The sequence below is a fragment of the Leisingera aquaemixtae genome (assembly GCF_006740765.1).
GTDB lineage: Bacteria > Pseudomonadota > Alphaproteobacteria > Rhodobacterales > Rhodobacteraceae > Leisingera > Leisingera aquaemixtae.
This window is the reverse complement of the sequence record NZ_CP041159.1, coordinates 3,082,762-3,107,569: the sequence shown is the minus strand read 5'-3', so window position 1 is coordinate 3,107,569 and position 24,808 is coordinate 3,082,762. Positions and strand designations below refer to the sequence as shown.

The 24,808-nt window shown below is 61.0% G+C and carries 16 protein-coding genes, 2 tRNA genes, 3 rRNA genes and 4 pseudogenes; 16 read left to right on the top strand and 9 right to left on the bottom strand.

What is annotated here, in order from left to right:
• Positions 1 to 278 precede the first annotated feature (278 nt).
• Positions 279 to 2,897 carry an ATP-dependent chaperone ClpB gene (gene clpB / locus R2C4_RS16930; RefSeq protein ID WP_141891517.1) on the top strand — a complete coding sequence of 873 codons (2,619 nt, stop codon included), beginning with the start codon at positions 279 to 281 and terminating at the stop codon, positions 2,895 to 2,897.
• Positions 2,898 to 3,025: 128 nt separating this feature from the next.
• A complete protein-coding gene (locus R2C4_RS16925) occupies positions 3,026 to 3,667 on the top strand; it encodes a TVP38/TMEM64 family protein (protein WP_141891516.1) in 642 nt (213 codons plus the stop codon).
• Between the two features lie 31 nt (positions 3,668 to 3,698).
• Here R2C4_RS16925 and R2C4_RS16920 read toward each other — a convergent pair whose 3' ends face one another.
• Both R2C4_RS16920 and R2C4_RS16915 read right to left on the bottom strand, forming a co-directional pair.
• Positions 3,699 to 4,268, bottom strand: coding sequence for a hypothetical protein (locus R2C4_RS16920; protein ID WP_141891515.1), 570 nt, complete (start codon positions 4,266 to 4,268; stop codon positions 3,699 to 3,701).
• A gap of 90 nt (positions 4,269 to 4,358) precedes the next feature.
• Positions 4,359 to 4,796 (bottom strand): DUF302 domain-containing protein, encoded by a 438-nt coding sequence (locus tag R2C4_RS16915; RefSeq protein ID WP_141891514.1) that lies wholly within the window; start codon positions 4,794 to 4,796, stop codon positions 4,359 to 4,361.
• A gap of 259 nt (positions 4,797 to 5,055) precedes the next feature.
• Between R2C4_RS16915 and msrP the strand changes: the two genes are divergently transcribed.
• The 8 genes and pseudogenes from msrP to R2C4_RS21320 all read left to right on the top strand — a co-directional run.
• Entirely contained in the window at positions 5,056 to 5,991 is a 936-nt protein-coding gene (msrP, locus tag R2C4_RS16910) for a protein-methionine-sulfoxide reductase catalytic subunit MsrP (RefSeq protein ID WP_141891513.1), read from the top strand.
• Positions 5,992 to 6,002: 11 nt separating this feature from the next.
• Positions 6,003 to 6,614: a protein-methionine-sulfoxide reductase heme-binding subunit MsrQ gene (gene msrQ, locus R2C4_RS16905; protein ID WP_141891512.1), complete on the top strand. Its 612-nt coding sequence runs from the start codon at positions 6,003 to 6,005 to the stop codon at positions 6,612 to 6,614.
• Between the two features lie 839 nt (positions 6,615 to 7,453).
• A 16S ribosomal RNA gene (locus R2C4_RS16900) occupies positions 7,454 to 8,917 on the top strand.
• Between the two features lie 151 nt (positions 8,918 to 9,068).
• Positions 9,069 to 9,144 (top strand) — tRNA-Ala (locus R2C4_RS16895).
• A 25-nt stretch (positions 9,145 to 9,169) separates the two neighbouring features.
• Positions 9,170 to 9,246, top strand: a tRNA-Ile gene (locus R2C4_RS16890).
• Between the two features lie 410 nt (positions 9,247 to 9,656).
• Positions 9,657 to 12,487 (top strand): 23S ribosomal RNA (locus tag R2C4_RS16885).
• A 194-nt stretch (positions 12,488 to 12,681) separates the two neighbouring features.
• Positions 12,682 to 12,796 (top strand): 5S ribosomal RNA (gene rrf / locus R2C4_RS16880).
• Together the 16S, 23S and 5S rRNA genes with 2 tRNA genes alongside form the textbook arrangement of a ribosomal RNA operon.
• A 249-nt stretch (positions 12,797 to 13,045) precedes the next feature.
• Positions 13,046 to 13,418 (top strand): annotated as a pseudogene (locus R2C4_RS21320) (transposase); the annotation flags it as partial.
• Here R2C4_RS21320 and R2C4_RS21570 read toward each other — a convergent pair.
• Together R2C4_RS21570 and R2C4_RS21565 are read right to left on the bottom strand one after the other, a co-directional pair.
• Positions 13,418 to 13,576: pseudogene (locus tag R2C4_RS21570) on the bottom strand (IS30 family transposase); the annotation flags it as partial. The pseudogenes R2C4_RS21320 and R2C4_RS21570 overlap by 1 nt on opposite strands.
• A pseudogene (locus R2C4_RS21565) lies at positions 13,570 to 13,743 on the bottom strand (IS30 family transposase); the annotation flags it as partial. The pseudogenes R2C4_RS21570 and R2C4_RS21565, both read right to left, overlap by 7 nt.
• Before the next feature lie 43 nt (positions 13,744 to 13,786).
• Between R2C4_RS21565 and R2C4_RS21315 the strand changes: the two are divergent.
• From R2C4_RS21315 to R2C4_RS16860, 4 genes and pseudogenes are all read left to right on the top strand, one after another.
• A pseudogene (locus tag R2C4_RS21315) lies at positions 13,787 to 14,068 on the top strand (transposase); the annotation flags it as partial.
• Between the two features lie 119 nt (positions 14,069 to 14,187).
• Positions 14,188 to 15,564, top strand: coding sequence for an aminotransferase (locus R2C4_RS16870; RefSeq protein WP_141891510.1), 1,377 nt, complete (start codon positions 14,188 to 14,190; stop codon positions 15,562 to 15,564).
• A gap of 34 nt (positions 15,565 to 15,598) precedes the next feature.
• On the top strand, positions 15,599 to 16,450 hold the full coding sequence (aguB, locus tag R2C4_RS16865) for an N-carbamoylputrescine amidase (protein ID WP_244940743.1): 852 nt from the start codon (positions 15,599 to 15,601) through the stop codon (positions 16,448 to 16,450).
• The gene (locus tag R2C4_RS16860) at positions 16,447 to 16,908 is read left to right on the top strand and encodes a GNAT family N-acetyltransferase (protein ID WP_141891508.1); all 462 of its coding nucleotides are present in this window, start codon (positions 16,447 to 16,449) and stop codon (positions 16,906 to 16,908) included. The genes aguB and R2C4_RS16860 overlap by 4 nt, the downstream gene beginning before the upstream one ends.
• Positions 16,909 to 16,943: 35 nt before the next feature.
• On the opposite strand, the gene R2C4_RS16855 is transcribed toward R2C4_RS16860, so the two are convergent.
• The 4 genes from R2C4_RS16855 to R2C4_RS16840 are packed head-to-tail and all read right to left on the bottom strand — an operon-like array spanning position 16,944 to position 21,729.
• Positions 16,944 to 18,056, bottom strand: coding sequence for an agmatine deiminase family protein (locus R2C4_RS16855; RefSeq protein ID WP_141891507.1), 1,113 nt, complete (start codon positions 18,054 to 18,056; stop codon positions 16,944 to 16,946).
• A gap of 15 nt (positions 18,057 to 18,071) precedes the next feature.
• Positions 18,072 to 19,001, bottom strand: a complete 930-nt coding sequence (locus R2C4_RS16850) for an ABC transporter permease (protein ID WP_141891506.1) — start codon at positions 18,999 to 19,001, stop codon at positions 18,072 to 18,074.
• Positions 18,998 to 20,005, bottom strand: coding sequence for an ABC transporter permease (locus R2C4_RS16845; RefSeq protein ID WP_141891505.1), 1,008 nt, complete (start codon positions 20,003 to 20,005; stop codon positions 18,998 to 19,000). Before R2C4_RS16845 ends, R2C4_RS16850 begins: the two co-directional genes overlap by 4 nt.
• 11 nt (positions 20,006 to 20,016) lie before the next feature.
• Positions 20,017 to 21,729 (bottom strand): ABC transporter substrate-binding protein, encoded by a 1,713-nt coding sequence (locus tag R2C4_RS16840; protein WP_167510270.1) that lies wholly within the window; start codon positions 21,727 to 21,729, stop codon positions 20,017 to 20,019.
• A 160-nt stretch (positions 21,730 to 21,889) separates the two neighbouring features.
• On the opposite strand from R2C4_RS16840, the gene R2C4_RS16835 reads away from it, so the two are divergent.
• On the top strand, positions 21,890 to 22,879 hold the full coding sequence (locus R2C4_RS16835) for an ABC transporter ATP-binding protein (protein ID WP_167510269.1): 990 nt from the start codon (positions 21,890 to 21,892) through the stop codon (positions 22,877 to 22,879).
• The gene (locus tag R2C4_RS16830) at positions 22,849 to 23,919 is read left to right on the top strand and encodes an ABC transporter ATP-binding protein (protein WP_208764499.1); all 1,071 of its coding nucleotides are present in this window, start codon (positions 22,849 to 22,851) and stop codon (positions 23,917 to 23,919) included. The genes R2C4_RS16835 and R2C4_RS16830 overlap by 31 nt, the downstream gene beginning before the upstream one ends.
• On the opposite strand, the gene R2C4_RS16825 is transcribed toward R2C4_RS16830, so the two are convergent.
• On the bottom strand, positions 23,916 to 24,797 hold the full coding sequence (locus tag R2C4_RS16825) for a LysR substrate-binding domain-containing protein (RefSeq protein ID WP_141891502.1): 882 nt from the start codon (positions 24,795 to 24,797) through the stop codon (positions 23,916 to 23,918). The two genes, R2C4_RS16830 and R2C4_RS16825, sit on opposite strands and share 4 nt — an antisense overlap.
• Positions 24,798 to 24,808: the final 11 nt, after the last annotated feature.

Genomic DNA, 24,808 nt, shown 5'->3' with positions numbered 1-24,808 from the left:
GCGCCGCGGCAGGCGGGCGCTCCCGCATCTGAACAGGCCCCGTCCGGGGCCTATTGCAGATTTTGGGCCCGGCGCCGCGCTGCCGCGCGGCGCAGTTGCGTCCGGGGCTGCGGGCAGGGGGCAAAGTTGACGCAGGTCAGGGATTTCCTCACCTTTTGCGGGCATGATGATCTTGAAGCGGCGGCAACGCTTCCCACATCTAATGCCGAGGCCCGGACCGGGGCGTGCCGCAAAGCGGGCGCTGCCAGCAACGCGGGCGCTTGAAAAAGGAGAGCAAGATGGACTTGAACAAGTTCACGGAGCGTGCACGGGGGTTCGTGCAGGCAGCGCAGACGATTGCGATGCGCGAGGGGCACCAGCGGCTGGTGCCAGAGCATATTCTGAAAGCATTGATGGACGACGATCAGGGACTGGCAAGCAACCTGATCTCCCGCGCGGGCGGTGTGCCTGCACGCGTCGCAGAGGCCGTTGATGCGGCTGTTGCCAAGCAGCCCAAGGTGAGCGGCGATGCCGCGCAGATCTATCTGGACGGCCAGACTGCCAAGGTGCTGGATGAGGCCGCCAGGATTGCCGAAAAGGCGGGCGACAGCTTTGTGCCGGTGGAACGGCTGCTGATGGCGCTGTGCATGGTGAAATCCAAGGCCAAGGAGGCGCTGGAGGCGGGTGAAGTGTCCGCCCAAAAGCTCAACGAGGCGATCAATGATATCCGCAAGGGGCGCACAGCCGACTCGGCAACCGCCGAGGAAGGCTATGACGCGCTGAAGAAATACGCCCGCGACCTGACCGAAGCGGCGCGCGAGGGCAAGATCGACCCGATCATCGGGCGGGACGAGGAAATCCGCCGCTCAATGCAGGTGCTGTCGCGCCGGACCAAGAACAATCCGGTGCTGATCGGTGAGCCGGGCGTGGGTAAGACCGCGATTGCCGAGGGCATGGCACTGCGCATCATCAACGGCGATGTGCCGGAATCCCTGCGCGACAAGAAGCTCTTGGCGCTCGACATGGGGGCGCTGATCGCCGGTGCGAAATACCGTGGCGAGTTCGAGGAGCGGCTGAAGGCGGTGCTGACCGAAGTCACCGAGGCTGCGGGTGAGATCATCCTGTTCATCGACGAGATGCACACGCTGGTCGGCGCGGGCAAATCGGATGGCGCCATGGATGCGGCCAACCTGATCAAGCCGGCGCTGGCGCGCGGCGAGCTGCATTGCATCGGGGCCACCACGCTGGATGAATACCGCAAGTACGTTGAGAAGGATGCAGCCCTGGCCCGCCGGTTCCAGCCGGTGATGGTGACGGAGCCGACGGTGGAGGACACCGTGTCGATCCTGCGCGGCATCAAGGAGAAGTATGAGCTGCACCACGGGGTGCGCATTGCCGATGCGGCACTGGTTGCGGCGGCGACGCTGTCGAACCGCTATATCACCGACCGCTTCCTGCCGGACAAGGCGATCGATCTGATGGACGAGGCCGCCTCCCGCCTGCGGATGCAGGTGGATTCGAAGCCGGAAGAGCTGGATGCGCTGGACCGTCAGATCCTGCAGTTGCAGATCGAGGAAGAGGCGCTGAAGCTGGAGGAGGATGCCGCCTCCAAGGACCGGCTGGAAAAGCTGCAAAAGGAACTCTCGGACCTGCAGGAGCAGTCCGCGGAGATGACCGCGCAGTGGCAGTCGGAGCGCGACAAGCTGGCCTCGGCCCGCGACCTGAAGGAGCAGCTGGACCGCGCCCGCGCGGAGCTCGACATTGCCAAGCGGGAGGGCAACCTGGCCAAGGCCGGTGAGCTGTCCTACGGCGTGATCCCGGGGCTGGAGAAGCAGCTGGCCGGTGCCGAGCAGAAGGAAGAGCAGGGGCTGATGGTCGAGGAGGCCGTGCGCCCCGAGCAGATCGCCGCTGTGGTCGAGCGCTGGACCGGTATTCCGACCTCCAAGATGCTGGAGGGCGAGCGCGACAAGCTGTTGCGCATGGAAGATGAGCTGCACCGCCGGGTGATCGGCCAGAATACGGCTGTCACCGCGGTCGCCAACTCGGTGCGCCGGGCGCGGGCGGGTCTGAATGACGAGAACCGGCCGCTGGGCTCGTTCCTGTTCCTCGGTCCGACCGGCGTGGGTAAGACCGAGCTGACCAAAGCGGTTGCCGGCTTCCTGTTTGACGACGAGCACGCGATGGTGCGGATCGACATGTCGGAGTACATGGAGAAGCACTCGGTCGCCCGGCTGATCGGCGCGCCTCCGGGCTATGTCGGCTATGACGAGGGCGGGGCGCTGACCGAGGCCGTTCGCCGCCGTCCCTATCAGGTGGTGCTGTTCGACGAGGTCGAAAAGGCGCATCCCGACGTGTTCAACGTGCTGCTGCAGGTGCTGGACGACGGTATGCTGACCGATGGCCAGGGCCGCACCGTCGACTTCAAGCAGACGCTGATTGTGCTCACCTCGAACCTTGGCGCGCAAGCGCTGAGCCAGCTGCCGGACGGGGCCGATGCCTCGGAGGCCAAGCGCGACGTGATGGATGCGGTGCGTGCCCACTTCCGGCCCGAGTTCCTCAACCGTCTGGATGAGACCATCATCTTCGACCGCCTGAACCGCAAGGACATGGACGGCATCGTCGAGATCCAGCTAGCCCGGCTGCTCAAGCGGCTGGCGGGGCGCAAGATCACGCTGGAGGTGGACGAGGCGGCCAAGACCTGGCTGGCGGATGAGGGCTATGACCCGGTGTTCGGCGCCCGGCCGCTGAAGCGGGTGATCCAGCGCGCGCTGCAGAACCCGCTGGCCGAGGCCCTTCTGGGCGGCGAGATCAAGGATGGCGACACCGTCCCGGTCACGGCCGGCAGCGAGGGACTGATCATCGGCGAGCGGCTGGGGACCAGCGGCAGGCCGCGTCCCGACGATGCCGTTGTGCATTAACACCAGAACCTGAACCGGAAAGGCCCGCCCTGAGTGGCGGGCCTTTTCTTGTTTGCCGAACGGCGCGTTTTGCGGTCGTGGCGATAAGCGCTAGACTGGCAGCTGTTCCTAACGCAGGCGCCGGTTCCATGATGCATTCCGGGCGCAGAGCGGCCTTTGCCGTATTCCTCCTCGTGCTGCTGTGCGGCGCGCTGGCGGCCTTTGTGCTGGATGGGCAGGCGCGCCCGGTGGAGGAGATGGCGGCTTGGCTGCGCAGCACGGGCGCCTGGGCGCCGCTGGCAGTGATCGTTCTGATGGTGGTGCATTCCTTTGTGCCGTTTCCGGCGGAAATCCTGGCGTTGTGCGCGGGGGCACTCTTTGGCACGCTGCTGGGGGCGGTGCTGATCTGGGCCGGGGCAATGCTTGGCGCGCTGGTGGCCTTTGGGCTGGCGCGCCGTCTGGGGCAGGAGACGGTCCGGTCCTGGCTCAGCGAGGCGCAGACGCGGCAGCTGGATGCCTGGACCGAGGAGCGGGGCGCCCTGGCGCTGCTGGCCGCGCGTCTTATCCCGGTGATCGCCTTCAACCTGATCAATTACGCCGCAGGACTGACCCGGGTCCGCCTTTGGACCTTTGTGTGGACCACGGCGCTGGGCATTCTGCCGGTGACGCTGCTGTGCACGTGGTTCGGGGCGCAGATGCTGGACATGGACTGGCCGGTGCTGGCGGCGGTTTCAGCCGGGCTGCTGATTGTCCTGGTTGTCATGCACCGGCTGGCGCGGCCTTGGATCTGAAACCAGGCCGGGCAATGCGGAATATCGGGGATTAACTGCCCGCCGCCGCTTCCTTCACCATCCGCCGCTCATACTTCCGGCGCAGGACCTCCAGGCGCGGCTCCCAGTCGTAACGGGGGTCCTCAGTGGTAGCTGACCAGTAGAGCTTGCCGCCATAGCGCCAGGGATCAAGCACGATGCCGTCATATATGCCATCGCCGTTGGCGGCGATCACCGCGGTGCTGTGATCGATACGGAAATCGCTTTTCGGCTCGGCAATGGCGCGCAGCATCGAAAGCGTTTGAAAGTTCTCCTGGTTGAGGCGCGCCTGCATGTCCTCGGCGTAGTGAACGCAGACGCCGCGCGCCTTGACGCCGCTGTTCACCAGTGTGTTGTGGATGATCGGCGAGGTGGTGACATCGTACTGCTTGGCCAGCTGGGCAGAGTAGCTGTAGGCGATTTCTGCTGCACGGCGCGCCTCGCCCGGGTCGACCCCGGTATCCAGCGACTGCAGAGCGAGAGACAGCTCTTCGACATCGTTCTTGGTTGCAGTGGGAGGCGTGCCGCAGCCAGCCAGCGTTGCCGCTGCCAGTATCATCAGGGAAGCGAGGTAGGATTTCATAAGTGCTCTGCCCGTGCCGGAAATTCTGTTTCCGGCCAGCATACTGAAATCATACGGGCAGTGCAGCGGGGAAAATTCCCGGCCGGCGGATTATTCCTCGATCGCGTCCTGGACGATACCGTCCAGCAGGTCCTGGATCACCTGCATCTCTCCCTCGGGGAAGGAGCGGAACCCGATGGTGACCTCCTGCGTGTCCGGCAGCTGGGCCACGAAGATGTTATAGGGGCAGAAGGAGATATTCATCGGATCCGCCTCCATCACCTCGCGCGACAGCTGGGCGGAGCAGAAGGAGAACACCTGCGCGTTCTGAAACAAAACCACGTCAGAGCCGACATCGGCGCGGGTGCGCTCCAGCATATCGCCCACGTGGCTGACATGGTCGACCACCAGCCCGCGGTTGGTGATGGCGCTTTCCAGGCCGAAGATCACATCGTCATAGGCCAGCTCTGTGGTGTAGAGCGCGGCCTCCTGCGCTGCGGCGGGTTGGGCGATGAGGGCGAGGGCTGCTGCGGCGATGCGCTTTTTCACGGTTCGTCTCCCTGGATGGCCGCCGGGCGGAAGCGCCGGCGCGGCCGGTTGCGTCAAACATATTTTGATGTTTGCATGGGATGGGCCGGCCCGTCACCGGGAAAATTGCCGCGGTGCCGTTTTCCTGCTTCCCGCGTTGACCGCCGGTAAAGCCGCGAGCGTTACGTTACAGATCTCTCGCGCAGTCGTGACAGGATATGTTTTGGGTTTTGCGCGGGGCGCCGCTACCTCAGATATGACAGAAAATCAGGAGAGCTGGATGGCCCGCCGCTGGACCAACAATTTGACCCTTGCAGATGCAACCCCGCAAGCTGCGTTCTGGAACCGCCGCCGGATCATGGCCGGGCTCGCGGGCAGCGGTCTGGCCGCGGCGCTGGGCAGCCAGGCAGAGGCGGAACTGGCACAGGCGGAACAGGCCGGGGCGGAACAGGCGCTGGAGCCCAACACCTGGGAGGAGGTGACCAGCTACTGCAATTTCTATGAGTTCGGCACCGGCAAGGGGGACCCCTCCGAATATGCCGGCCGGATGACCACCGACCCCTGGAGTGTTGCCATCGACGGGATGGTCGACAAGCCCGGTGAGTATTCCTTCGAGCAGATCCTGGATGAAATGACCCTGGAGGAGCGCATCTACCGGTTCCGCTGTGTTGAGGCGTGGTCGATGGTGGTGCCTTGGCAGGGGTTCGAACTGGCCGACCTGCTGACCCTGGCGGGCGTGCAGGAAGGTGCAAAATACGTGGCCTTCGAGACCTTGTACCGGCCGTCCGAAATGCCGGGCACCGCTTATAAGGTGCTTGACTGGCCCTACCGCGAAGGGCTGCGCCTGGACGAGGCGATGCATCCGCTGACGATCATGGCAACCGGCGTGTTCGGTCAGCCGCTGCCCAACCAGAACGGCGCGCCGCTGCGGCTGGTGGTGCCATGGAAATACGGCTTCAAGTCGATCAAGTCGGTTGTGCGGATCACCTTGACCGATCAAGAGCCGCCAACCAGCTGGAATATGGCCAACCCGCGCGAATACGGCTTCTATAGTAATGTGAACCCGGATGTCTCGCACCCGCGCTGGAGCCAGGCCAGCGAGCGCCGCATCGGCGGGGGGCTGTTTGCCCGCCGCCAGCCGACGCTGATGTTCAATGGATATGAGGCCGAGGTAGCCGCCCTTTATGAAGGCATGGACCTGAGCGAGTATTTCTGAGGAGGCCGCGGATGGCGTTTGCAAACCAGCTTATCCGGCGCCTGCCCGTCTGGGCGGTCTACCTTCTGGGCGCGCTGCCGGCGCCCTGGCTGTTTTATCTTGGCCTGACCGGCGGCCTTGGCGTGGAACCGGTCAAGGCGCTGGAGCATAAATACGGGGAACTGGCGCTGCAGCTCCTGATCCTGACGCTGGCCATCTCACCGCTGCGCCGCCTGCTGGGTCTCAACCTGCTGAAGTTCCGCCGGGCGGCCGGGCTGCTGTGCTTCTTTTACGTCCTGTGCCATCTGCTGGTCTGGCTGGTGCTGGATGTGCAGATCGTGAGCCAGATCCTTACCGATATTGCCAAGCGGCCCTATATCACCATCGGCATGGGCGCCTTTGTTCTGATGCTGCCGCTGGCCTTGACCTCCAGCAATCTTGCTGTCCGCAAGCTTGGCCGCGCCTGGTCCCGGCTGCACCGGCTGACCTATGCCGCTGCGGTGCTTGGGGCTGCGCACTATGTAATGCTGTCGAAAGGGTTCCAGATTGAGCCGCTGATCTACCTGGGGCTTGTGCTGTTCCTGCTGGCGCTGCGCCTGGCCGGCAGCCGCTGGCTGAGACAGGCCGCGGGCGTGGGCGTCTAAGGCCGGACCTGTATACGAGGCTTTTGGAAGACCCATGGGGGGCAGCCATTTGGCTGCCCTTTTTCTTTTCGGCTGTGCGCTGTTTGTCCTTTGGCCGGTTTGGCCCTGGCGATTCCGGGCGGGCGGAGGGGGTTTTGGGGGTGTTTGGTGCGATTCCGGGGTGGTGTGTCTGTGGATAAGGGGTGCCGAGTCTGTGGGTAAGTGGGCCGGGGGGCTTTCCCGGGGTGTTCGGGGTGGTTTGCGCTGCGGGGGTGGGGCGGAAAGAGGGTCAGGGGTGCTGACTTTGTTTTGGTGTAAGTTGTTGATTTTGTTGGGTACGTGATTTTTCTTTGCGGAATTCTGCGTTTTTCTGAATTTTGGGGTTGCGGGTCTGCGGGGGTATCCGTAAAAGCCCCCTCACCGGCGGCGCTGAGGCGCTGCTGAGACACACCGGACGGGACGCTGAGCCAGACAGGGCGACGCGGTAACGGATCGGGAAACACACTGGAGAGACGGTGGGACACGCTGGAGAGACGGCGGCATCTGAGGGTTTGAAGAGGCGGGCGCGCCGGAAGATTGGCGCATCGGTCTGGTTTTTGGCCTCTGGGTGTTTGCTCTTTGACATTGATGGATAACTGAAGAGATATGCGGGCGGTCACGGTTCATTTCGATGGATCAGACTTCTGTATATCGCGCCACTAGGGTTCCGGCCCGATGATGTGGTGTCAGCTTCACTGTTTGTTCGGCTTTCGGTGCCTTTGGTACTGAAGCACAGACAAACAGAGACTTTCATCAGGATTAGCCTCCTGGTGAAGATGTGCAGAGGTTCGAACGTCAAGGATACGCTTTAACGAGCGTTTCAACTTGAGAGTTTGATCCTGGCTCAGAACGAACGCTGGCGGCAGGCCTAACACATGCAAGTCGAGCGCGCCCTTCGGGGTGAGCGGCGGACGGGTTAGTAACGCGTGGGAACGTGCCCTTCTCTAAGGAATAGCCACTGGAAACGGTGAGTAATACCTTATACGCCCTTCGGGGGAAAGATTTATCGGAGAAGGATCGGCCCGCGTTAGATTAGGTAGTTGGTGGGGTAATGGCCTACCAAGCCTACGATCTATAGCTGGTTTTAGAGGATGATCAGCAACACTGGGACTGAGACACGGCCCAGACTCCTACGGGAGGCAGCAGTGGGGAATCTTGGACAATGGGCGCAAGCCTGATCCAGCCATGCCGCGTGAGTGATGAAGGCCTTAGGGTCGTAAAGCTCTTTCGCCTGTGATGATAATGACAGTAGCAGGTAAAGAAACCCCGGCTAACTCCGTGCCAGCAGCCGCGGTAATACGGAGGGGGTTAGCGTTGTTCGGAATTACTGGGCGTAAAGCGCGCGTAGGCGGACTGGAAAGTTGGGGGTGAAATCCCAGGGCTCAACCCTGGAACTGCCTCCAAAACTCCCAGTCTTGAGTTCGAGAGAGGTGAGTGGAATTCCGAGTGTAGAGGTGAAATTCGTAGATATTCGGAGGAACACCAGTGGCGAAGGCGGCTCACTGGCTCGATACTGACGCTGAGGTGCGAAAGTGTGGGGAGCAAACAGGATTAGATACCCTGGTAGTCCACACCGTAAACGATGAATGCCAGACGTCGGCTAGCATGCTAGTCGGTGTCACACCTAACGGATTAAGCATTCCGCCTGGGGAGTACGGCCGCAAGGTTAAAACTCAAAGGAATTGACGGGGGCCCGCACAAGCGGTGGAGCATGTGGTTTAATTCGAAGCAACGCGCAGAACCTTACCAACCCTTGACATCCTCGGACCGCCAGAGAGATCTGGTTTTCACTTCGGTGACCGAGTGACAGGTGCTGCATGGCTGTCGTCAGCTCGTGTCGTGAGATGTTCGGTTAAGTCCGGCAACGAGCGCAACCCACATCCTTAGTTGCCAGCAGTTCGGCTGGGCACTCTAAGGAAACTGCCCGTGATAAGCGGGAGGAAGGTGTGGATGACGTCAAGTCCTCATGGCCCTTACGGGTTGGGCTACACACGTGCTACAATGGCAGTGACAATGGGTTAATCCCAAAAAACTGTCTCAGTTCGGATTGTCGTCTGCAACTCGGCGGCATGAAGTCGGAATCGCTAGTAATCGCGTAACAGCATGACGCGGTGAATACGTTCCCGGGCCTTGTACACACCGCCCGTCACACCATGGGAGTTGGGTTTACCCGAAGGCCGTGCGCCAACCTTTCGAGGAGGCAGCGGACCACGGTGAGCTCAGCGACTGGGGTGAAGTCGTAACAAGGTAGCCGTAGGGGAACCTGCGGCTGGATCACCTCCTTTCTAAGGATGATGCTAGCATCACGGAGCTTGCTCCTGATCGTGCATCACTTAGCAGAAGACCAGCAAACAAAGCTGGTCGCATACGGACCGGACCGTCCTCATATCTCTTCAGAAAACATCGGATGCCTGCCCGGCAGGGGTCCAAAAGCAAGGGGCCTTAGCTCAGCTGGGAGAGCGCCTGATTTGCATTCAGGAGGTCAGGAGTTCGATCCTCCTAGGCTCCACCACTCATGCAAACGGCCCGGACAATATGGGTCGGTAGCTCAGGTGGTTAGAGCGCACGCCTGATAAGCGTGAGGCCGGAGGTTCAAGTCCTCCTCGACCCACCACTTCCCCGGAAGTGGCCATATGGAAGAACATATCTTCAAGCAGTTGCTGACTGTTTGAACGTCTGTTCTTCAGACGCACACATTGACATCGTTAAGAGAGATACAATCAACAATACTGTTGGCGCCCCGCGTGAGGGGAGAGCCTCAGTGAGGTGCCGATCTTCTTCGGAAGTGACGCGAGCCTGTGCACATGCCCCTTTCCTCGGGCATCCACGGGTCTGCCTGGCTGAAAAAACAGTGTTGTCCAAGTCAAGTACACTAACCCGCATGATCGCACGATCATGCAACAAGTTCTCAACCACCGACATGGTTGAGAGCGGGATAGTTTGCTTTTTGGTTCAGAAATAGAGGCGCCGGTTTCTTACCAGCTTCCGGTGCCGCGGCAGTTTGCACTGTCTCTTTCTGGATCAAATCAAGCGCGAGAAGGGCGTTTGGTGGATGCCTTGGCAGTAAGAGGCGATGAAAGACGTGATACCCTGCGATAAGCTTGGGGGAGCCGGGAATAGGCTTTGATCCCAAGATCTCTGAATGGGGGAACCCACCTGAAAGTTTGTTATAATAGCCGCAAGGCTGCTTATAATGGGCTTAACCAGGTACTTAAGGACTGAATACATAGGTCTTTAAGAGCAAACCCGGGGAACTGAAACATCTAAGTACCCGGAGGAAAGGACATCAATAGAGACTCCGTTAGTAGCGGCGAGCGAACGCGGACCAGCCGAGCCTGATGAGTGACCAGAATGCGTTGGGAAACGCAGCCAGAGCGGGTGACAGCCCCGTATGGGAAGCTCTGAGGGACGTATTAAGTAGGGCGGGACACGTGAAATCCTGTTCGAAGACCGGAGGACCACCTCCGAAGGCTAAGTACTCCTTACTGACCGATAGCGAACCAGTACCGTGAGGGAAAGGTGAAAAGCACCCCGGCGAGGGGAGTGAAACAGTACCTGAAACCGAACGCCTACAATCAGTTGGAGGCCCCTTGAGGGCTGACAGCGTACCTTTTGTATAATGGGTCATCGACTTGGTCTCACGAGCAAGCTTAAGCCGCTAGGCGGAGGCGCAGCGAAAGCGAGTCTTAATAGGGCGCATGAGTTCGTGGGATCAGACCCGAAACCGAGTGATCTAGGCATGGCCAGGCTGAAGATGCGGTAACACGCATTGGAGGGCCGAACCCACATCCGTTGAAAAGGATCGGGATGAGCTGTGCCTAGGGGTGAAAGGCCAATCAAACTCGGAGATAGCTGGTTCTCTGCGAAATCTATTTAGGTAGAGCGTCATCCGAATACCCCGGGGGGTAGAGCACTGGATGGGTAATGGGGCCCCACAGGCTTACTGATCCTAACCAAACTCCGAATACCCGGGAGTACTAGATGGCAGACACACGGCGGATGCTAACGTCCGTCGTGGAGAGGGAAACAACCCTGACCTCCGGCTAAGGCCCCCAATTCATGGCTAAGTGGGAAAGCAGGTGAGACGTCCAAAACAACCAGGAGGTTGGCTTAGAAGCAGCCATCCTTTAAAGATAGCGTAACAGCTCACTGGTCTAATTAAGATGTCTTGCGGCGAAGATGTAACGGGGCTCAAGCCATGAGCCGAAGCCGAGGATGCACATAGTGCATGGTAGCAGAGCGTAGTGTGACATAGTTCCATGCGTCCTTACTTTCCTCCGGGAAAGATTGGACGCAAGGAGCTTTCGATGAAGCCGGGGCGTGAGCCATCCGGTGGAGAGATCACTAGCGAGAATGATGACATGAGTAGCGACAAAGAGTGTGAGAGACACTCTCGCCGAAAGTCCAAGGGTTCCTGCTTAAAGCTAATCTGAGCAGGGTAAGCCGGCCCCTAAGCCGAGGCCGAAAGGCGTAGGCGATGGGAACCACGTTAATATTCGTGGGCCAGGAGGATGTGACGGATCGTGAGGGTAGTTCATTCTTATCGGATTGAATGGGCTGCTGATCGGTTCCTGGAAATAGCCCTCCATCAGACCGTACCCTAAACCGACACAGGTGGACTGGTAGAGAATACCAAGGCGCTTGAGAGAACGATGTTGAAGGAACTCGGCAAAATACCTCCGTAAGTTCGCGAGAAGGAGGCCCGGGTTCAAGGCAACTTGGATCCGGGGGCACAAACCAGGGGGTGGCGACTGTTTATTAAAAACACAGGGCTCTGCGAAGCCGCAAGGCGACGTATAGGGTCTGACGCCTGCCCGGTGCCTGAAGGTTAAAAGGAGGGGTGAGAGCTCCGAATTGAAGCCCAGGTAAACGGCGGCCGTAACTATAACGGTCCTAAGGTAGCGAAATTCCTTGTCGGGTAAGTTCCGACCTGCACGAATGGCGTAACGACTTCCCCGCTGTCTCCAACATCGACTCAGCGAAATTGAATTGCCTGTCAAGATGCAGGCTTCCCGCGGTTAGACGGAAAGACCCCGTGCACCTTTACTACAGCTTCGCACTGGCATCAGGATTGTGATGTGCAGGATAGGTGGTAGGCATCGAAGCCGGAACGCAAGTTCCGGTGGAGCCTCCCTTGAGATACCACCCTTCGCACTCTTGATGTCTAACCGCGGTCCGTTATCCGGATCCGGGACCCTGCGTGGCGGGTAGTTTGACTGGGGCGGTCGCCTCCTAAAGAGTAACGGAGGCGCGCGAAGGTTGGCTCAGAGCGGTCGGAAATCGCTCGTTGAGTGCAATGGCAGAAGCCAGCCTGACTGCAAGACTGACAAGTCGAGCAGAGACGAAAGTCGGCCATAGTGATCCGGTGGTCCCGCGTGGAAGGGCCATCGCTCAACGGATAAAAGGTACGCCGGGGATAACAGGCTGATACTGCCCAAGAGTCCATATCGACGGCAGTGTTTGGCACCTCGATGTCGGCTCATCTCATCCTGGGGCTGGAGCAGGTCCCAAGGGTACGGCTGTTCGCCGTTTAAAGAGGTACGTGAGCTGGGTTTAGAACGTCGTGAGACAGTTCGGTCCCTATCTGCCGTGGGTGCAGGATACTTGAGAGGAGTTGCCCCTAGTACGAGAGGACCGGGGTGAACGATCCACTGGTGGACCAGTTGTTATGCCAATAGCAGTGCTGGGTAGCTATGATCGGACAGGATAACCGCTGAAGGCATCTAAGCGGGAAGCCCCCCTCAAAACAAGGTATCCCTGAGGGCCGTGGAAGACCACCACGCCGATAGGCCGGAGGTGTAAGCGCAGCAATGCGTTCAGCTGACCGGTACTAATCGCCCGATAGGCTTGATTTGATCCAGTAACAGACAGTGTTACGAAAACCAAACAAGCAAACCATCCCAAAAAAACACGGACAACGTTGATTGTACTGCCTTCCGCTTTTGGAAACGCCTCCTGACACAACAGGGGGGCGGCAACGCATGTTTACTGCGTAAACACGCTGCCTGCCGCCAAATCCAAAAGCCGAAGGCTTTTGGATTTTTCTTGGTTTGGTGGCCACAGCACAAGTGAAACACCCGGTCCCATCCCGAACCCGGAAGTTAAGCACTGTCGCGCCGATGGTACTTGGGCTCAAGCCCTGGGAGAGTAGGTCACCGCCAAACCTAGTAAAATCCAAAAACTCTCAAAAACGATGACTGAACCAGACCCGCCGCTGCGCACACCGCAAGCGGCGGTTTTGCGTTCCAAAAACCGGAAAACAACAGCCCGAACGAAGCCCGGACAGAGCCGAACCGGGGCGCCGGGGCCGTGATGTGATCCCCGATGACGTGCTCCCCTGAAAAGTCCGCGGTTTGAAGTGGACTTGCCCGGATTTAGTGGAGAGCACCAACTGAGGAACCAGGAGGTGTTCTATGGGAAACGGAAACAGACCGGCGCCGGAATTTCGGCGTGAAGCGGTTCGGCTGGCGCTGACCAGCGGACTCACACGACGTGAAGTTGCAGATGATCTCGGCATTGGCCTCTCAACGCTGACGCGATGGGTGAGGCAGGATCGGGATGCCGAGGAGCCTGCGGAAGCCCAGGCCGATCTGCGAGCCGAGCTGAAGCGGCTGCGCAAGGAGAATGCGGTGCTGAAGCAGGAGCGCGACATCCTAAAAAGAGCCGCAGCCTTCTCCGCTTCGATGAGCTTTGCCTTCATCGAAGCGGAGAAGGCAAAGCTCTCCCATCAGCCGTATGTGCCAGACTCTGGGTGTCAGCCAGAGCGGCTTCTTTGCATGGCGGGAAGCCGAACTTCCGAGGCCAAGAATGAGGTCCCCCTCCCAATGCCCTGGCACTGCCCTATCTCCGATCTCTGCGGGGCGGTTGCTGATCATCAGCGCATCCGCAATGAACGGCTTACCTCGCTTTCGGCCGCGTTCACGGGGGAGACGCAGAGCGCGGCCACGGGAGCAGAAACACCTGCTGCTACAGCCGCCTCTTCGCTGGAGAGACCTGCTGCGACACCCTGCCAGAACCGGCATAAATTCTCACGCTGCCAGACTGGTGGACGTCCTGGCGAGGACAATTTACGCCGCGTCGAGCGCTCGGATTTCCGTCTTCCTGTCATCATCTACACCTCCAAGAACGGGGTGTTGCGACGACCGGTTGAATCCGCCCAATACTGCTCTGTCGATTACCAAGCCGAGCTTCGCAAACGCGGCATCCTGATCTCGACGAGCAGCAAGGGGAACTGCTACGACAATTCGATGGTCGAGACCTTCTTCAAGACCATCAAGTCGGAGCTGATCTGGCCGATTGCCTAGCATACCCGGGAACAGGCAGAAAACGCCATCGCCAGATACATCGACGGATTTTATAACCCAGTCAGGCAACATTCATCGCTCGGCTTCAAAAGCCCTATCGCATTCGAGCGCGAGGCTCTCGAAGTGAGATAAACGCTCTCCACTAAATCCGGGCAAGTCCAATACCCACTGCGGGGGACTGTGACCGCAAGGCGGTCTGGGAGAAGCTGGGACAGACCAATAGAGCCCCCGCCACTTTCAGGAGAGCCCCGATGACCGCCCCCCTCGGCACTCAAACAGCATGGGCACAGGACCGCGCCCATCTATTACACCCCTACACGGATTTCGCCACCTTTGCCGAAGAGGGCAGCCATGTGATCGGGCGCGCCGAAGGCGTGCATGTCATCGACGCCGAGGGCAAACAACTGCTGGACGGCATTGCCGGGCTCTGGTGCGTGAACATCGGCCACGGCCGCGAAGAAATGGCCGAAGCCATCGCCAAACAGGTGTTGGACATGCAGTATTACAACCCGTTCGGCCATAGCACCAATGTACCGGCTGCCCAGCTGGGCGCCAAGCTTGCGGAACTGGCGCCGGGAGACCTGAACCGCGTCTATTACACCTGCGGCGGCTCAACCGCCAATGATGCCGCGGTGCGGCTGGTCCATTATTTTTTTGACATGAAGGGCCAGCACCGGAAGAAAAAGATTATCTCGCGGCAGAACGGCTACCATGGCGCCACCTATGTGGCGGCCTCGCTCACTGGCATCCACGGCACCAAATACGGCTTCGACCGGATCGGCGAGGATTTCATCAGCCATGTCTCGGAAGCCAACCTCTATGCCAAGCCTGAGGGCTGGAGCGACGGCGACTACTGCGACTATCTGGTGCGGGAATTCGAAGCACGGATCCAGCAGCTTGGCCCTGACAATGTGGCCGCCTTCATCGCCGAGCCGATCATGGGCGCCGGCGGGGTGCTGGTTGCGCCCGAGGGCTACCACAAGCGCATGTATGAGGTCTGCAAGGCGCATGACATGCTTTATATCGCGGATGAAGTGGTCACGGGCTTTGGCCGTCTGGGTGAATGGTTCTCCTCGGAGGCGCTGTTCGGCTATACGCCTGACATTCTGGTTTGCGCCAAGGGGCTGACTTCAGGCTACATCCCGCTGGGGGCAACGATGATTTCGGATGAAATCTACGGGACCATTGCCCGTCCGCAATGCGAGGGCGGCATCTTTTCGATGGGTTTCACCTACTTCGGGCATCCGGTGGCTTGTGCAGCGGCGCTGAAGAACATCGAGATCATCGAACGCGAAGGCATTCTGAATCACGTGCGCGAGATTGGCCCCTATTTTCAGGAGAGCGCCCAATCCCTGCTAAACCTGCCTATCGTTGGCGATGTGCGCGGCAGCCATTTGATGCTGGGCATTGATCTGGTCTCCGACAAGGCCAGCAAAGCCCCTATTGAACTAACCGAGCAGGCCGCTGCCAAGGTGTTCCAAGGCTGTTTGGAGCGCGGAGCCATCGTGCGCCCGGTGGGCGACCAGATCATCCTGTCGCCACCGCTGATCATCAGCAAGGACCAATGCGATGAGCTGATCGGGGCTGTTGCCGGCTCAGTCCAAGATTTCATCGCCAGTCAGGAGTGAACTCATGCGACAGGTAACGCTTGCGGCTACCCAGATGGCCTGTAGCTGGGACATCGACAAAAACATCGACAAGGCCGAAGCACTGGTGACCCGCGCCGCCGAGGCCGGGGCACAGGTGATTTTGCTGCAGGAGCTGTTCGAAACGCCTTATTTCTGTCTTGAACAGTCAACGGACCACTTTCCGCTTGCCTGTTCGCCGGATCAAAGCCAGGTGGTGCAGCATTTCACCTCGCTGGCCCGGAAACTTGGCGTGGTGATGCCAATCTCCTACTACGAGGAGGCGAGGCTGGCGCGCTACAACTCGCTGGCCATTGCTGACGCCGATGGCACCATTCTGGCCAACTACCGCAAAACCCATATCCCTCAGGCGCCGGGGTATGAGGAGAAATTCTATTTCTCGCCGGGCGACAGCGGTTTCCAGGTGGTAGAAACCCGCTTTGGCCGGATCGGCTGCGGCATCTGCTGGGACCAGTGGTTCCCGGAAACCGCCCGCTGCCTGGCACTGCAAGGGGCTGAGATATTGTTGTTCCCGACCGCCATCGGCAGTGAGCCGAACAACCCGGAGCTGGACAGCAGCGGCCATTGGCGGCGCACGATGCAGGGTCACGCCGCTGCAAACATGATTCCGGTGGTGGCTTCAAACCGGGTGGGCAGGGAGCAGGACGGCAACACGGCTGGTGTTTTCTATGGCACCTCTTTCATTGCCGGCTGCACCGGAGAAATCCTGGCGGAGGCGGGCCGCACGGAAGAAACCTTCATCACGGCAGCTGTCGATCTGGACGCCGCAGCGCGCTACCGCAGCGCCTGGGGTGTTTTCCGGGACCGCAGGCCGCATATGTACGGGGCGCTGCACACCTTGGACGGCAAGACAGGAACGATGCGATGACAAGCTTGGTGACGATCCGGCCGGTTGAACAAAGCGACCGCAAAAGCTGGGACCGTCTGTGGACCGGCTACCTCACCTTCTACAAGGCCACGCTGCCAGCGCGCGTCTACGACAGCAGCTTTGCAAGGCTGCTTTCGGCAGATGCGCGGGAATACCGCGGCCTGATTGCAGAGCTGAATGGCGAAGCCATTGGTATCGGCCACTATTTGCTGCACCGCGATATGTGGTCAGTCGAGGATACCTGTTACCTTCAGGACCTGTTTGTCGATCCGCAGGCGCGCGGTGCCGGTGTTGGGCGGGCTTTGATCGGCGAAGTGGCAAAGCGGGCGGAGGCAGAAGGGGTCTCTGTTCTCTATTGGCACACGCAGGAGTTCAATCACACTGCCCGCAGGCTATACGATCAGGTTGCCACGCTCACACCCTTCGTGAAATACGACAAATCCCTCTCCACCGACTGAACAAGGGGCCAAGCAATCGGCCCCTTTTTCTTTATTCAGACCGCAGGCACCTGCTGGGTGATGCAATGCACCCCGCCGCCGCCGCCGCCGATCATGCGGCCGGAGACGCCCGTCACCCGGCGGCCTGGAAAGGCTTCGCGCAGGATGGCAAGTGGCCGGTCATCCTCGCCCTTCCGGCCCGACACCGGCACGATGATTGCGCCGTTGCAGATGTAGAAATTCATGTGGACGACGTCATAGCTGGTCAGCGGGATTTCAATGACCTCAAAGCGCCGCCCGCGGGCGTCCGTTGCCTGTTGCAGTATGCGCTTGGCATCCTGGGTGATCCGGTGGTTGGGATCGGAGCGGTCATCGGTTGTGTGCAGCAGCACGGTGCCGGGAGCGGCAAAGGCTGCCATGCCGTCCACATGCCCGTCGGTGATCGGGTCCGGGGTGAGGCCGCGGGGCAGCCAGATCACCTTCTGCACCCCCAGACCGGCCTTCAATTCTGCTTCCACCCGGGCTTTGCTCCAGTCGGGATTCCGGTTCGTGTGCAGCAGGCACTCCTCGGTGGTCAGAAGCGTGCCTTGGCCGTCCACGGCCACGGCGCCGCCCTCCAGCACCAGCTCCGATGTGTACATCGGCAGCCCCAGATGCGCTGCAAACCTGCCCTTGGCCAGTGTGTCGTGTTTGTAGGGCGGAAATTTGCGGCCCCACCCGTTGAAGGTGAAGCCTGCAATCCGGCGCGCACCTTGCGCGTTCTGCACGATCATCGGCCCGCTGTCGCGCGACCAGGCATCATTCAGCGGCATTTCGATCAGGGTGATTTCCGAAGACAGCAGCTTCTTTGCCGCGGCCTTGTCGCGCCGCCGCACTGCCATAGTGACGGGTTCATACTCCGCCACGGTATTGGCAACATCGGCCCATTCCTTGCGCGCGGCATTCAGCTGGTTCGGATACCAGTTCTGCGGCGGCGGAAACTGCATCAGGCTGCGCTCGTGCCGCGCCCATTCGGCAGGGAAGGCAAAACCATCCGCCGCCGGGGTGCCTGAAAAGACGGTGGCACCGGTCTTTGTGTAATCTACCGGGCGGGCGGCGGCGGCGGGCTTTGCAGCCAGCACTCCAGAAAGCGCTGCCGCTCCGGCAGCAAGAAAATTTCGGCGGTTCATAGAGTTCTTCCTTGTTCAGATGCCGGCTTCGGAAGCGCCGAGCGACGGATCGAGATGGTCGCGCAGGCTGTCGCCCAGCAGGTTGAAACCGATCGCGACGAGGGCAATTGCCCCGCCGGGAAAGACTGCCAGCCACCAGTACGCGGGCTGGTGGGTGAGGCTGTCAAAGATCATCGCGCCCCATTCCGGTGTCGGCGGCTGCGCGCCGAGCCCCAGGAACGACAGCCCGGATGCGGCCAGGATCACAAAACCGACGTCGGTGGTGGCCTGGACGATCACCAGCGGCCAGACCATCGGCAGCAGGTCGGAGAAGATCAGCCGCAGGTGCGAGGCGCCCATGCAGCGGGCGGCAGCAATGAACTCCTGTTCTTTCAGCGACAGGATGCGGCTGCGGATCAGCCGGGCGTACCAGGGCCAGAACACGGCAGCCAAGGCAATCGTTGTCGAGACCATCCCGCCGCCAAAGCTGGCCGCAATCGCAGCCGCCAGGATCAGCGCCGGGAAAGCCAGGAACAGGTCCGTGACGCGCATCAGGATTTCATCCGCAAGCCCGCCCGCATAGCCTGCAATCAGTCCGAAGCTGGTGCCGATGACGGCGGCGACGGCCAGAACAGCGAATGACACCGACAGCGAGATCCACGAACCGGCCACCACCCGCGCCAGCATGTCCCGCCCGATCTTGTCGGTGCCCATCCAATGCTCTGCCGAAGGCGGTTCAAGCCGCGCCCGGATGTTCATCTTGAGCGGATCAAAGGCGGTGATATGCGTGTCCATCACGCAGGCACCGAAGGCAAGAAGCGAGATCGCCACAACCAAGGCGACAATTGCCACCGCCAGAACTGCCTGGCCGGAAGAGCTGGCAAAGCTGGCAACCGGATGGATGATACGGCCAAGGGCCTTGGGCAGGCGGGCGCGGGACGGGGGCAAGGAGGTTTCAGCGCTCATGTCAGATCCACCCGCGGGTCGAGGAAGGAATAGCTCAGATCAACAAGGAAGTTGATCAGCGTATAGGCCACCGACACCACAAGGGTGATGGCCATGATGGCGTTGTAGTCGGAGGCCGAGATGGCGTTTGCCGTGTAGCGGCCGAGCCCCGGCCAGTTGAAGATTAGCTCGATGAACACCGCGCCGGAAATCAGCAGGCCGGTGTTCAGCCCGAAGATGGTGACGATGGGCAGCAGCGCATTGCCAAGCGCATGTTTGAAGTACACCCGCGCCGGCGAGACCCCCTTGGAGCGCGCGGTGCGGATGAAATCCTGCGACAGAACCTCCAGCAGCGAAGTCCGCACCACCCTGATGGTGATCGCCATCGACGGGATCGCTAGCACTGCAACCGGCAGGATCATATGGTGCAGCGCATCTGTGAACAGGTCGAACCGGCCGGCAATCAGGCTGTCGACGGTCATGAATCCTGTCACAAAATCGGGTGCTGCAATCCCTGTGCCAAGCCGTCCGCCGAATGGCACCAGCCCCAAGGTGGCGAAAAAGATCAACTGGAACACCAGCGCAATCCAGAAATCGGGCACCGACAGGCCCAGAACCGCAACGCAGCGCACGCCTGCATCCGCGGGCCGGCCGCTTTTGACCGCCGCCAGGGTGCCCAGTATTACCCCCAGCAGCAGGGAGATCAGACCCGCAACAAGGACCAGTTCCAGCGTTGCAGGGAAAAAAGTCAGGATGTCTTCTGAGATAGGCCGCCGGGTAACGACCGAGCGCCCGAAATCACCCTGCAGCACATTGCCCGCATAGGCCGTGAATTGCGTGATGACCGGATCATCCAGGCCAAGCCGTTCACGCACCGAGGCCACTGCCTCAGCATCGGCACGGGCACCGGCGATCAGGCGCGCGGGATCGCCCGGCAGCAGCCGGGCCAGCGCGAAGGTCATCAGCACGACACCGGCCAGCAGCACCAGGGTTGCAGCGGTGCGTCTGAGAATGAAGCGCAGCATTCGCACAGCCCTCAGGACTTGCGCGACAGGTTGTACATATCAAGCGTCGCCACATAGATCGGGTTGTTCTCCAGCCCCGCAATGTCGTTGCGCGACACGAACTGGGCGCGCTCCTGCAGGATTGGCAGCCAGGCCGGGTCTTCGTTCGTCAGGATTTCGGCAAGGCGCCGGAACTTGGCCGTCATTTCCTCATTCATCACCTGGTTGCGCAGCTCGTCGATCAGCGCGGTTGCCTCGGCGTTGGTATAGCGCCCGGTATTGCCGTCAAAGGTGGCCGCATCACCGCTGAACAGCCCCCAGGCAAAGCTGTAGGGATGATCCACGTTGGGCCACCAGGAGAAATAGAACAGATCGGGGCGCTCCTCGGCCGTGCCTTCGCCGAAGAACACGTCGAGATAGGCGGAAAAGGACATTTCCTGGAGTTTGAGGCTGATCCCGATCTCCGACAGCCAGGCCTGCAGCAACTGGCCTTCAATGTCGCCAAAGCCGGAGTAATAGGCCATCGTCAGCTCGGTGCCTTCGGGTATCCCAGCCTCGGCCAGCAGGGCGCGGGCCCTATCCAGATCATAGGGCAGCAGCCGGTCCTTGCCGTCCATGCCCTGCATCAGCGAGGGGAAGACCGAGGTGGGTTTGTCCGCGGTCCCAAGCGCCACTTCCTCCATATAAGCGTCGTGGTCGAATGCGTGGCAGAGCGCCTGGCGCGCGCGCGGGTTGGCCAGCTTCCCGTCTGTGGCAAAGGCCACATACTGCACGGTGAAGGTCGGGGTGTCGGCCAGGGCAAACCGCGGGTCATCGCGCAAGACCACCATATCCTCCGGCTCCATCGCCAGGGTCATATCGGCCTCGCCGGTCTCCAGCAGCTGGCGGCGGGTGGCAGAGACGGGAATGGTCTTGGTGATCACCCGGCTGAAGTGCGGATGGTCCCAGCCGCCCCGGAAAGCAGCATTGGCAGCAAAGGTAGCATCCTGGCCCGGATTCAGGCTTTCCAGCCTGTAAGGCCCGGTGCCCACCGGATTGGCCTGCAGGTATTCCGATCCCATGTCGTCATCGCCCTTGGAGTGGGCTTCCGCCGCCGTGGGGCTGGCAATCCAGAAGCCGTATTGCGAGGCGACCTGGCGGTCGAAGAACGGGCGCGGCTCACCCAGGTCAAAGCGGATGGTCTTTGCGTCCACCGCAACAATCTGGCTTTCCGGGTCTTCCAGCTGCCAGGTCCCGGCCAGCCCGGCGGGGTGCAGCACCAGGCGTGTGACCGCCTTTTTCACCGCCTCGGCATCGCAGGGGGTGCCGTCATGGAACACCACTCCTTCCGCCAGTGTGAAAGTCCAGCTGCTTGCGTCTTCGCTGGCCTCCCAGGAGGTGGCCAGCGCGGGTGCCGCCTTCAGCGTGTGGCTGCCGTCCAGCACGGTCAGTGTCTCATAGACCGGGCGCAAACCGTAGGCCCATTCGATATTGGTGGCCGGATCGAGGTTTTCGACCGTTGCATCCACCAGAACCACCAGGGTTTTGGGATCGCGCGCACCCAGGCTGGGAGGCGTGGCGCTGCCCGCCGCCCAAACCGCCTGACCGGGCGCCGCCGCCATCGCGGCAAAGGCGCAACTGCCCGCCAGGAAGGACCGGCGCGGCAGATGAAATTGCGGAGTATTCGGGCGTTTTCGCGGATAGGTCATGTTCAGCTCCCTATGTTCCCAGGAAATCTGCGCCTCTGCCGTCAGGGAGCCGCTCATCATTTCCTGCCCCCAAACTCCCAAATTTCCGCGGTTCCTGTCGATACCACCTAAGGGGCACAGCCTTTCCAGGGCGGTGGGCTATAGTGATCTGCAACGCCGCCGGCTTTCGGTCAGTTCGTACCAGGAAGGCCCATGCAAAAAGGATGTTGCGCCTGCCATGGCACTCTTGGACGTCACAGACCTGACCGTAAGCCTCAACGCAGGCGCCCGGACCGCGGCGATTGTCGAAAACCTGTCACTGCGCCTTGAACGCGGCAATTGCCTCGGCATCGTCGGCGAGAGCGGCTCCGGGAAAAGCACTGCGGCCATGGCCATCATGGGGCTGCTGACAGACGGGCCGTTGCAGGTCTCCGGGCGGGTCTTGTTTGATGGCTCTGATCTGGCACAGATGCGGCCCGCGGAGTTCCGCAAACTGCAAGGCACCGGCATCGCCATGATCTTCCAGGACCCGATGAGCAGCCTGAACCCGGTGATGCGGATCGGCGACCAGATTGTGGAATGCCTTCAGGCGCACCGGCGGCTGACCAAATCCAGCGCCCGGGGCAGGGCAATTGAGGCGCTGGCGAGGGTCGGAATGCCGGACCCCGAAGGCATGATGCACCGCTATCCGCATCAGCTGAGCGGTGGTCAGCGCCAGCGCGTCATGATCGCCATGGCAATCGTCTTTGAACCCAAGCTGCTGATCGCCGATGAACCGACCACCGCGCTTGACCTGACAATCCAGGCGCAAATCCTGCAACTGCTGAAACAGCTCTCGCGCGATTTGAACATGGCGCTGGTGCTGATCACTCACGATCTTGGGGTGGTTGCCGGGATGAGCGACGAGGTGATTGTGCTTTATTCCGGGCGGGATGTGGAGCGCGGCCCGACCCAGGAAGTTCTCGAAAACCCGCAGCATCCGTATACCCGGGGGCTGTTGGGGGCGCATCCGTCGATGGACGGGGAGTGCGAGCGGCTCACACCTATTGCGGGCACCCCGCCCTCAATCTGGCAGCGCCCGTCGGGCTGCGCCTTCCGGGACCGCTGCCCGGAAGCAATTGATGGCTGTGCCACGGTCAAACCGGAGCTCGTTGCCACACCGCAAAGGGCGCACCACGTCGCTTGCCTGTTGCAGGAATGTTCCCCGCAGGCAAAGGAATCCGCATGAGCCAGAATTCGCACCCCGCCCTTGAAATCAGGGATCTGTCTGTCGAATTCCGCGCATCCGGGAACAGGGCGCTGTTTAAAAAGCCCGCAACCTTCAAGGCGCTCAACGGTGTCTCCCTGGATATCCAGCAGGGCGAAGTGGTGGGGCTGATCGGAGAATCCGGCAGCGGAAAAACAACTCTTGGCAAAGCCATTGTCGGGCTGACTGAGACGTCCACGGGCAGTATACATGTCAAGGGACAGCACACGGATCCTGCGCGCGCGTCCGGGCGGCGCGCGCTGGCCCAGCTAGTTCAGATGGTGTTTCAGGATCCCTATTCCTCGCTGCACCCCAGGAAAACCATCGGGACAACCCTGTCCGAACCCTTCCTGATCCAAGGAACCGTTTCCCGCGACAAGCTTCAGTCCCGGGTCCAGTCCCTGCTGCAGCGCGTGGGGTTGAGCCCGGACCATGCTGCGCGCTATCCTCAGCATTTCAGCGGCGGCCAGCGGCAGCGCATTGCAATTGCCCGGGCTATTGCCAACGATCCGCCAGTGATCATTGCCGACGAACCTGTCAGCGCGCTGGATGTTTCGGTTCAAGCTCAGATCCTGAACCTGCTGGACGATCTGCGCACCGAACAGAACATGGCCATGCTCTTCATCAGCCACGATCTGTCGGTGGTGCGGCACCTGTGCCAGCGCGTCGCGGTCATGTACCTGGGCCGGATCGTCGAGATCGGCGCAGCCAAAGAGATGACCGCCGGCCCTGCGCACCCCTATACGACGGCTTTGCTATCGGCTGCACCGAGGGTCAAGGCCAGGAACCGCGCGCAAGCCGCTCCGATCGTCCTGTCAGGCGATGTTCCTTCGCACGCTGCCATTCCCAGCGGCTGCCCGTTTCACACCCGCTGCTGGCTCTACGAGCAGAAGGGCTGCCCAGCCCGCTGCCGGACCGAAACGCCCCGGCTGGAAACGCTGCCCAGCGGGCGGCAATCAGCTTGTTTCTTCCCGAAGGAGGCCGCCGCTCCAGCACGGCCCCCCGCGGCGGCCTGCAGCTAGCTATCGCCGGATTCTGCAAGCATCCAGTCCCACAGCGACCGGACAGCGGTGCGTTGAAGATTACGCTTCAGCGTCACTAGGTAATACGGGCTGTCGCTGCGCAGACAGACCGGGCTCAGCACTTGCAGCCTGCCCTCGCTGACCAGCGGCTGTGCCTGCCTCCTGTCGCAAAGGCACATTCCCAGTCCGCGTGTCGCAGCATCAACCGCCAGCGCGGTATCGGAAAAGTTCAGCCCTTTCGAGCAATCCGCCCGCTCCAGCCCGGCGGCCAGGAACCAGCTCTGCCAGTCATCGGGGTGTTCGTCATGGATCAGCGGCGCCTCGCTCAGGCGGTTCTGAAACTCTGCGGCCAGGCCGGGGCTTGCAAGCGGCACGCGTTCCTCCGCAAGGAAGGAGGCGGTAACAAATTCCTCGCCCGTGTGCGGGCTGGTTGTCACTGTGATGTCAAACTCGGACTCGGTGAGATCGACATCATGGCCACTGGTGTAAAGCCAGGGGTCGACCTCCGGATAGCTTTCACGGAACTGGACGAGCCTTGGTGCGAACCAGAGCGCGCCGAAGACCGGCGGCATGTGAATGACAACTGACCCAGGTTTCGAGTAGGCATCAAGCCGCCGCACCCCGAGCCGCACTGTCTCCAGCGCGTCCTGGGCCGAGATCAGCAGGTCGCGTCCGGCGTCCGTCAGCTCCACCCGCCGGTTGATGCGTAGAAACAACGGCTGCTGCAAATGGGTTTCCAGCGTCCGGATTTGATGCGACACCGCCGATTGCGTCATGTTCAGCTCTTCCGCCGCCTGCGAGAAACTGCCGAGCCGGGCCGCCGCCTCGAACCCGATCAAAGCGCCGAGCGGCGGCAGGGGGCGATAGGGATTATTCATTAGAAAAACTC

Coding starts and splice junctions, on each gene's coding strand:
- clpB (WP_141891517.1), top strand. CDS start 279: ATGGACTTGAACAAGTTCACGGAGCGTGCACGGGGGTTCGTGCAGGCA.
- R2C4_RS16925 (WP_141891516.1), top strand. CDS start 3,026: ATGATGCATTCCGGGCGCAGAGCGGCCTTTGCCGTATTCCTCCTCGTG.
- R2C4_RS16920 (WP_141891515.1), bottom strand. CDS start 4,268: ATGAAATCCTACCTCGCTTCCCTGATGATACTGGCAGCGGCAACGCTG.
- msrP (WP_141891513.1), top strand. CDS start 5,056: ATGGCCCGCCGCTGGACCAACAATTTGACCCTTGCAGATGCAACCCCG.
- msrQ (WP_141891512.1), top strand. CDS start 6,003: ATGGCGTTTGCAAACCAGCTTATCCGGCGCCTGCCCGTCTGGGCGGTC.
- R2C4_RS16870 (WP_141891510.1), top strand. CDS start 14,188: ATGACCGCCCCCCTCGGCACTCAAACAGCATGGGCACAGGACCGCGCC.
- aguB (WP_244940743.1), top strand. CDS start 15,599: ATGGCCTGTAGCTGGGACATCGACAAAAACATCGACAAGGCCGAAGCA.
- R2C4_RS16860 (WP_141891508.1), top strand. CDS start 16,447: ATGACAAGCTTGGTGACGATCCGGCCGGTTGAACAAAGCGACCGCAAA.
- R2C4_RS16855 (WP_141891507.1), bottom strand. CDS start 18,056: ATGAACCGCCGAAATTTTCTTGCTGCCGGAGCGGCAGCGCTTTCTGGA.
- R2C4_RS16850 (WP_141891506.1), bottom strand. CDS start 19,001: ATGAGCGCTGAAACCTCCTTGCCCCCGTCCCGCGCCCGCCTGCCCAAG.
- R2C4_RS16845 (WP_141891505.1), bottom strand. CDS start 20,005: ATGCTGCGCTTCATTCTCAGACGCACCGCTGCAACCCTGGTGCTGCTG.
- R2C4_RS16840 (WP_167510270.1), bottom strand. CDS start 21,729: ATGAGCGGCTCCCTGACGGCAGAGGCGCAGATTTCCTGGGAACATAGG.
- R2C4_RS16835 (WP_167510269.1), top strand. CDS start 21,890: ATGGCACTCTTGGACGTCACAGACCTGACCGTAAGCCTCAACGCAGGC.
- R2C4_RS16830 (WP_208764499.1), top strand. CDS start 22,849: ATGTTCCCCGCAGGCAAAGGAATCCGCATGAGCCAGAATTCGCACCCC.
- R2C4_RS16825 (WP_141891502.1), bottom strand. CDS start 24,797: ATGAATAATCCCTATCGCCCCCTGCCGCCGCTCGGCGCTTTGATCGGG.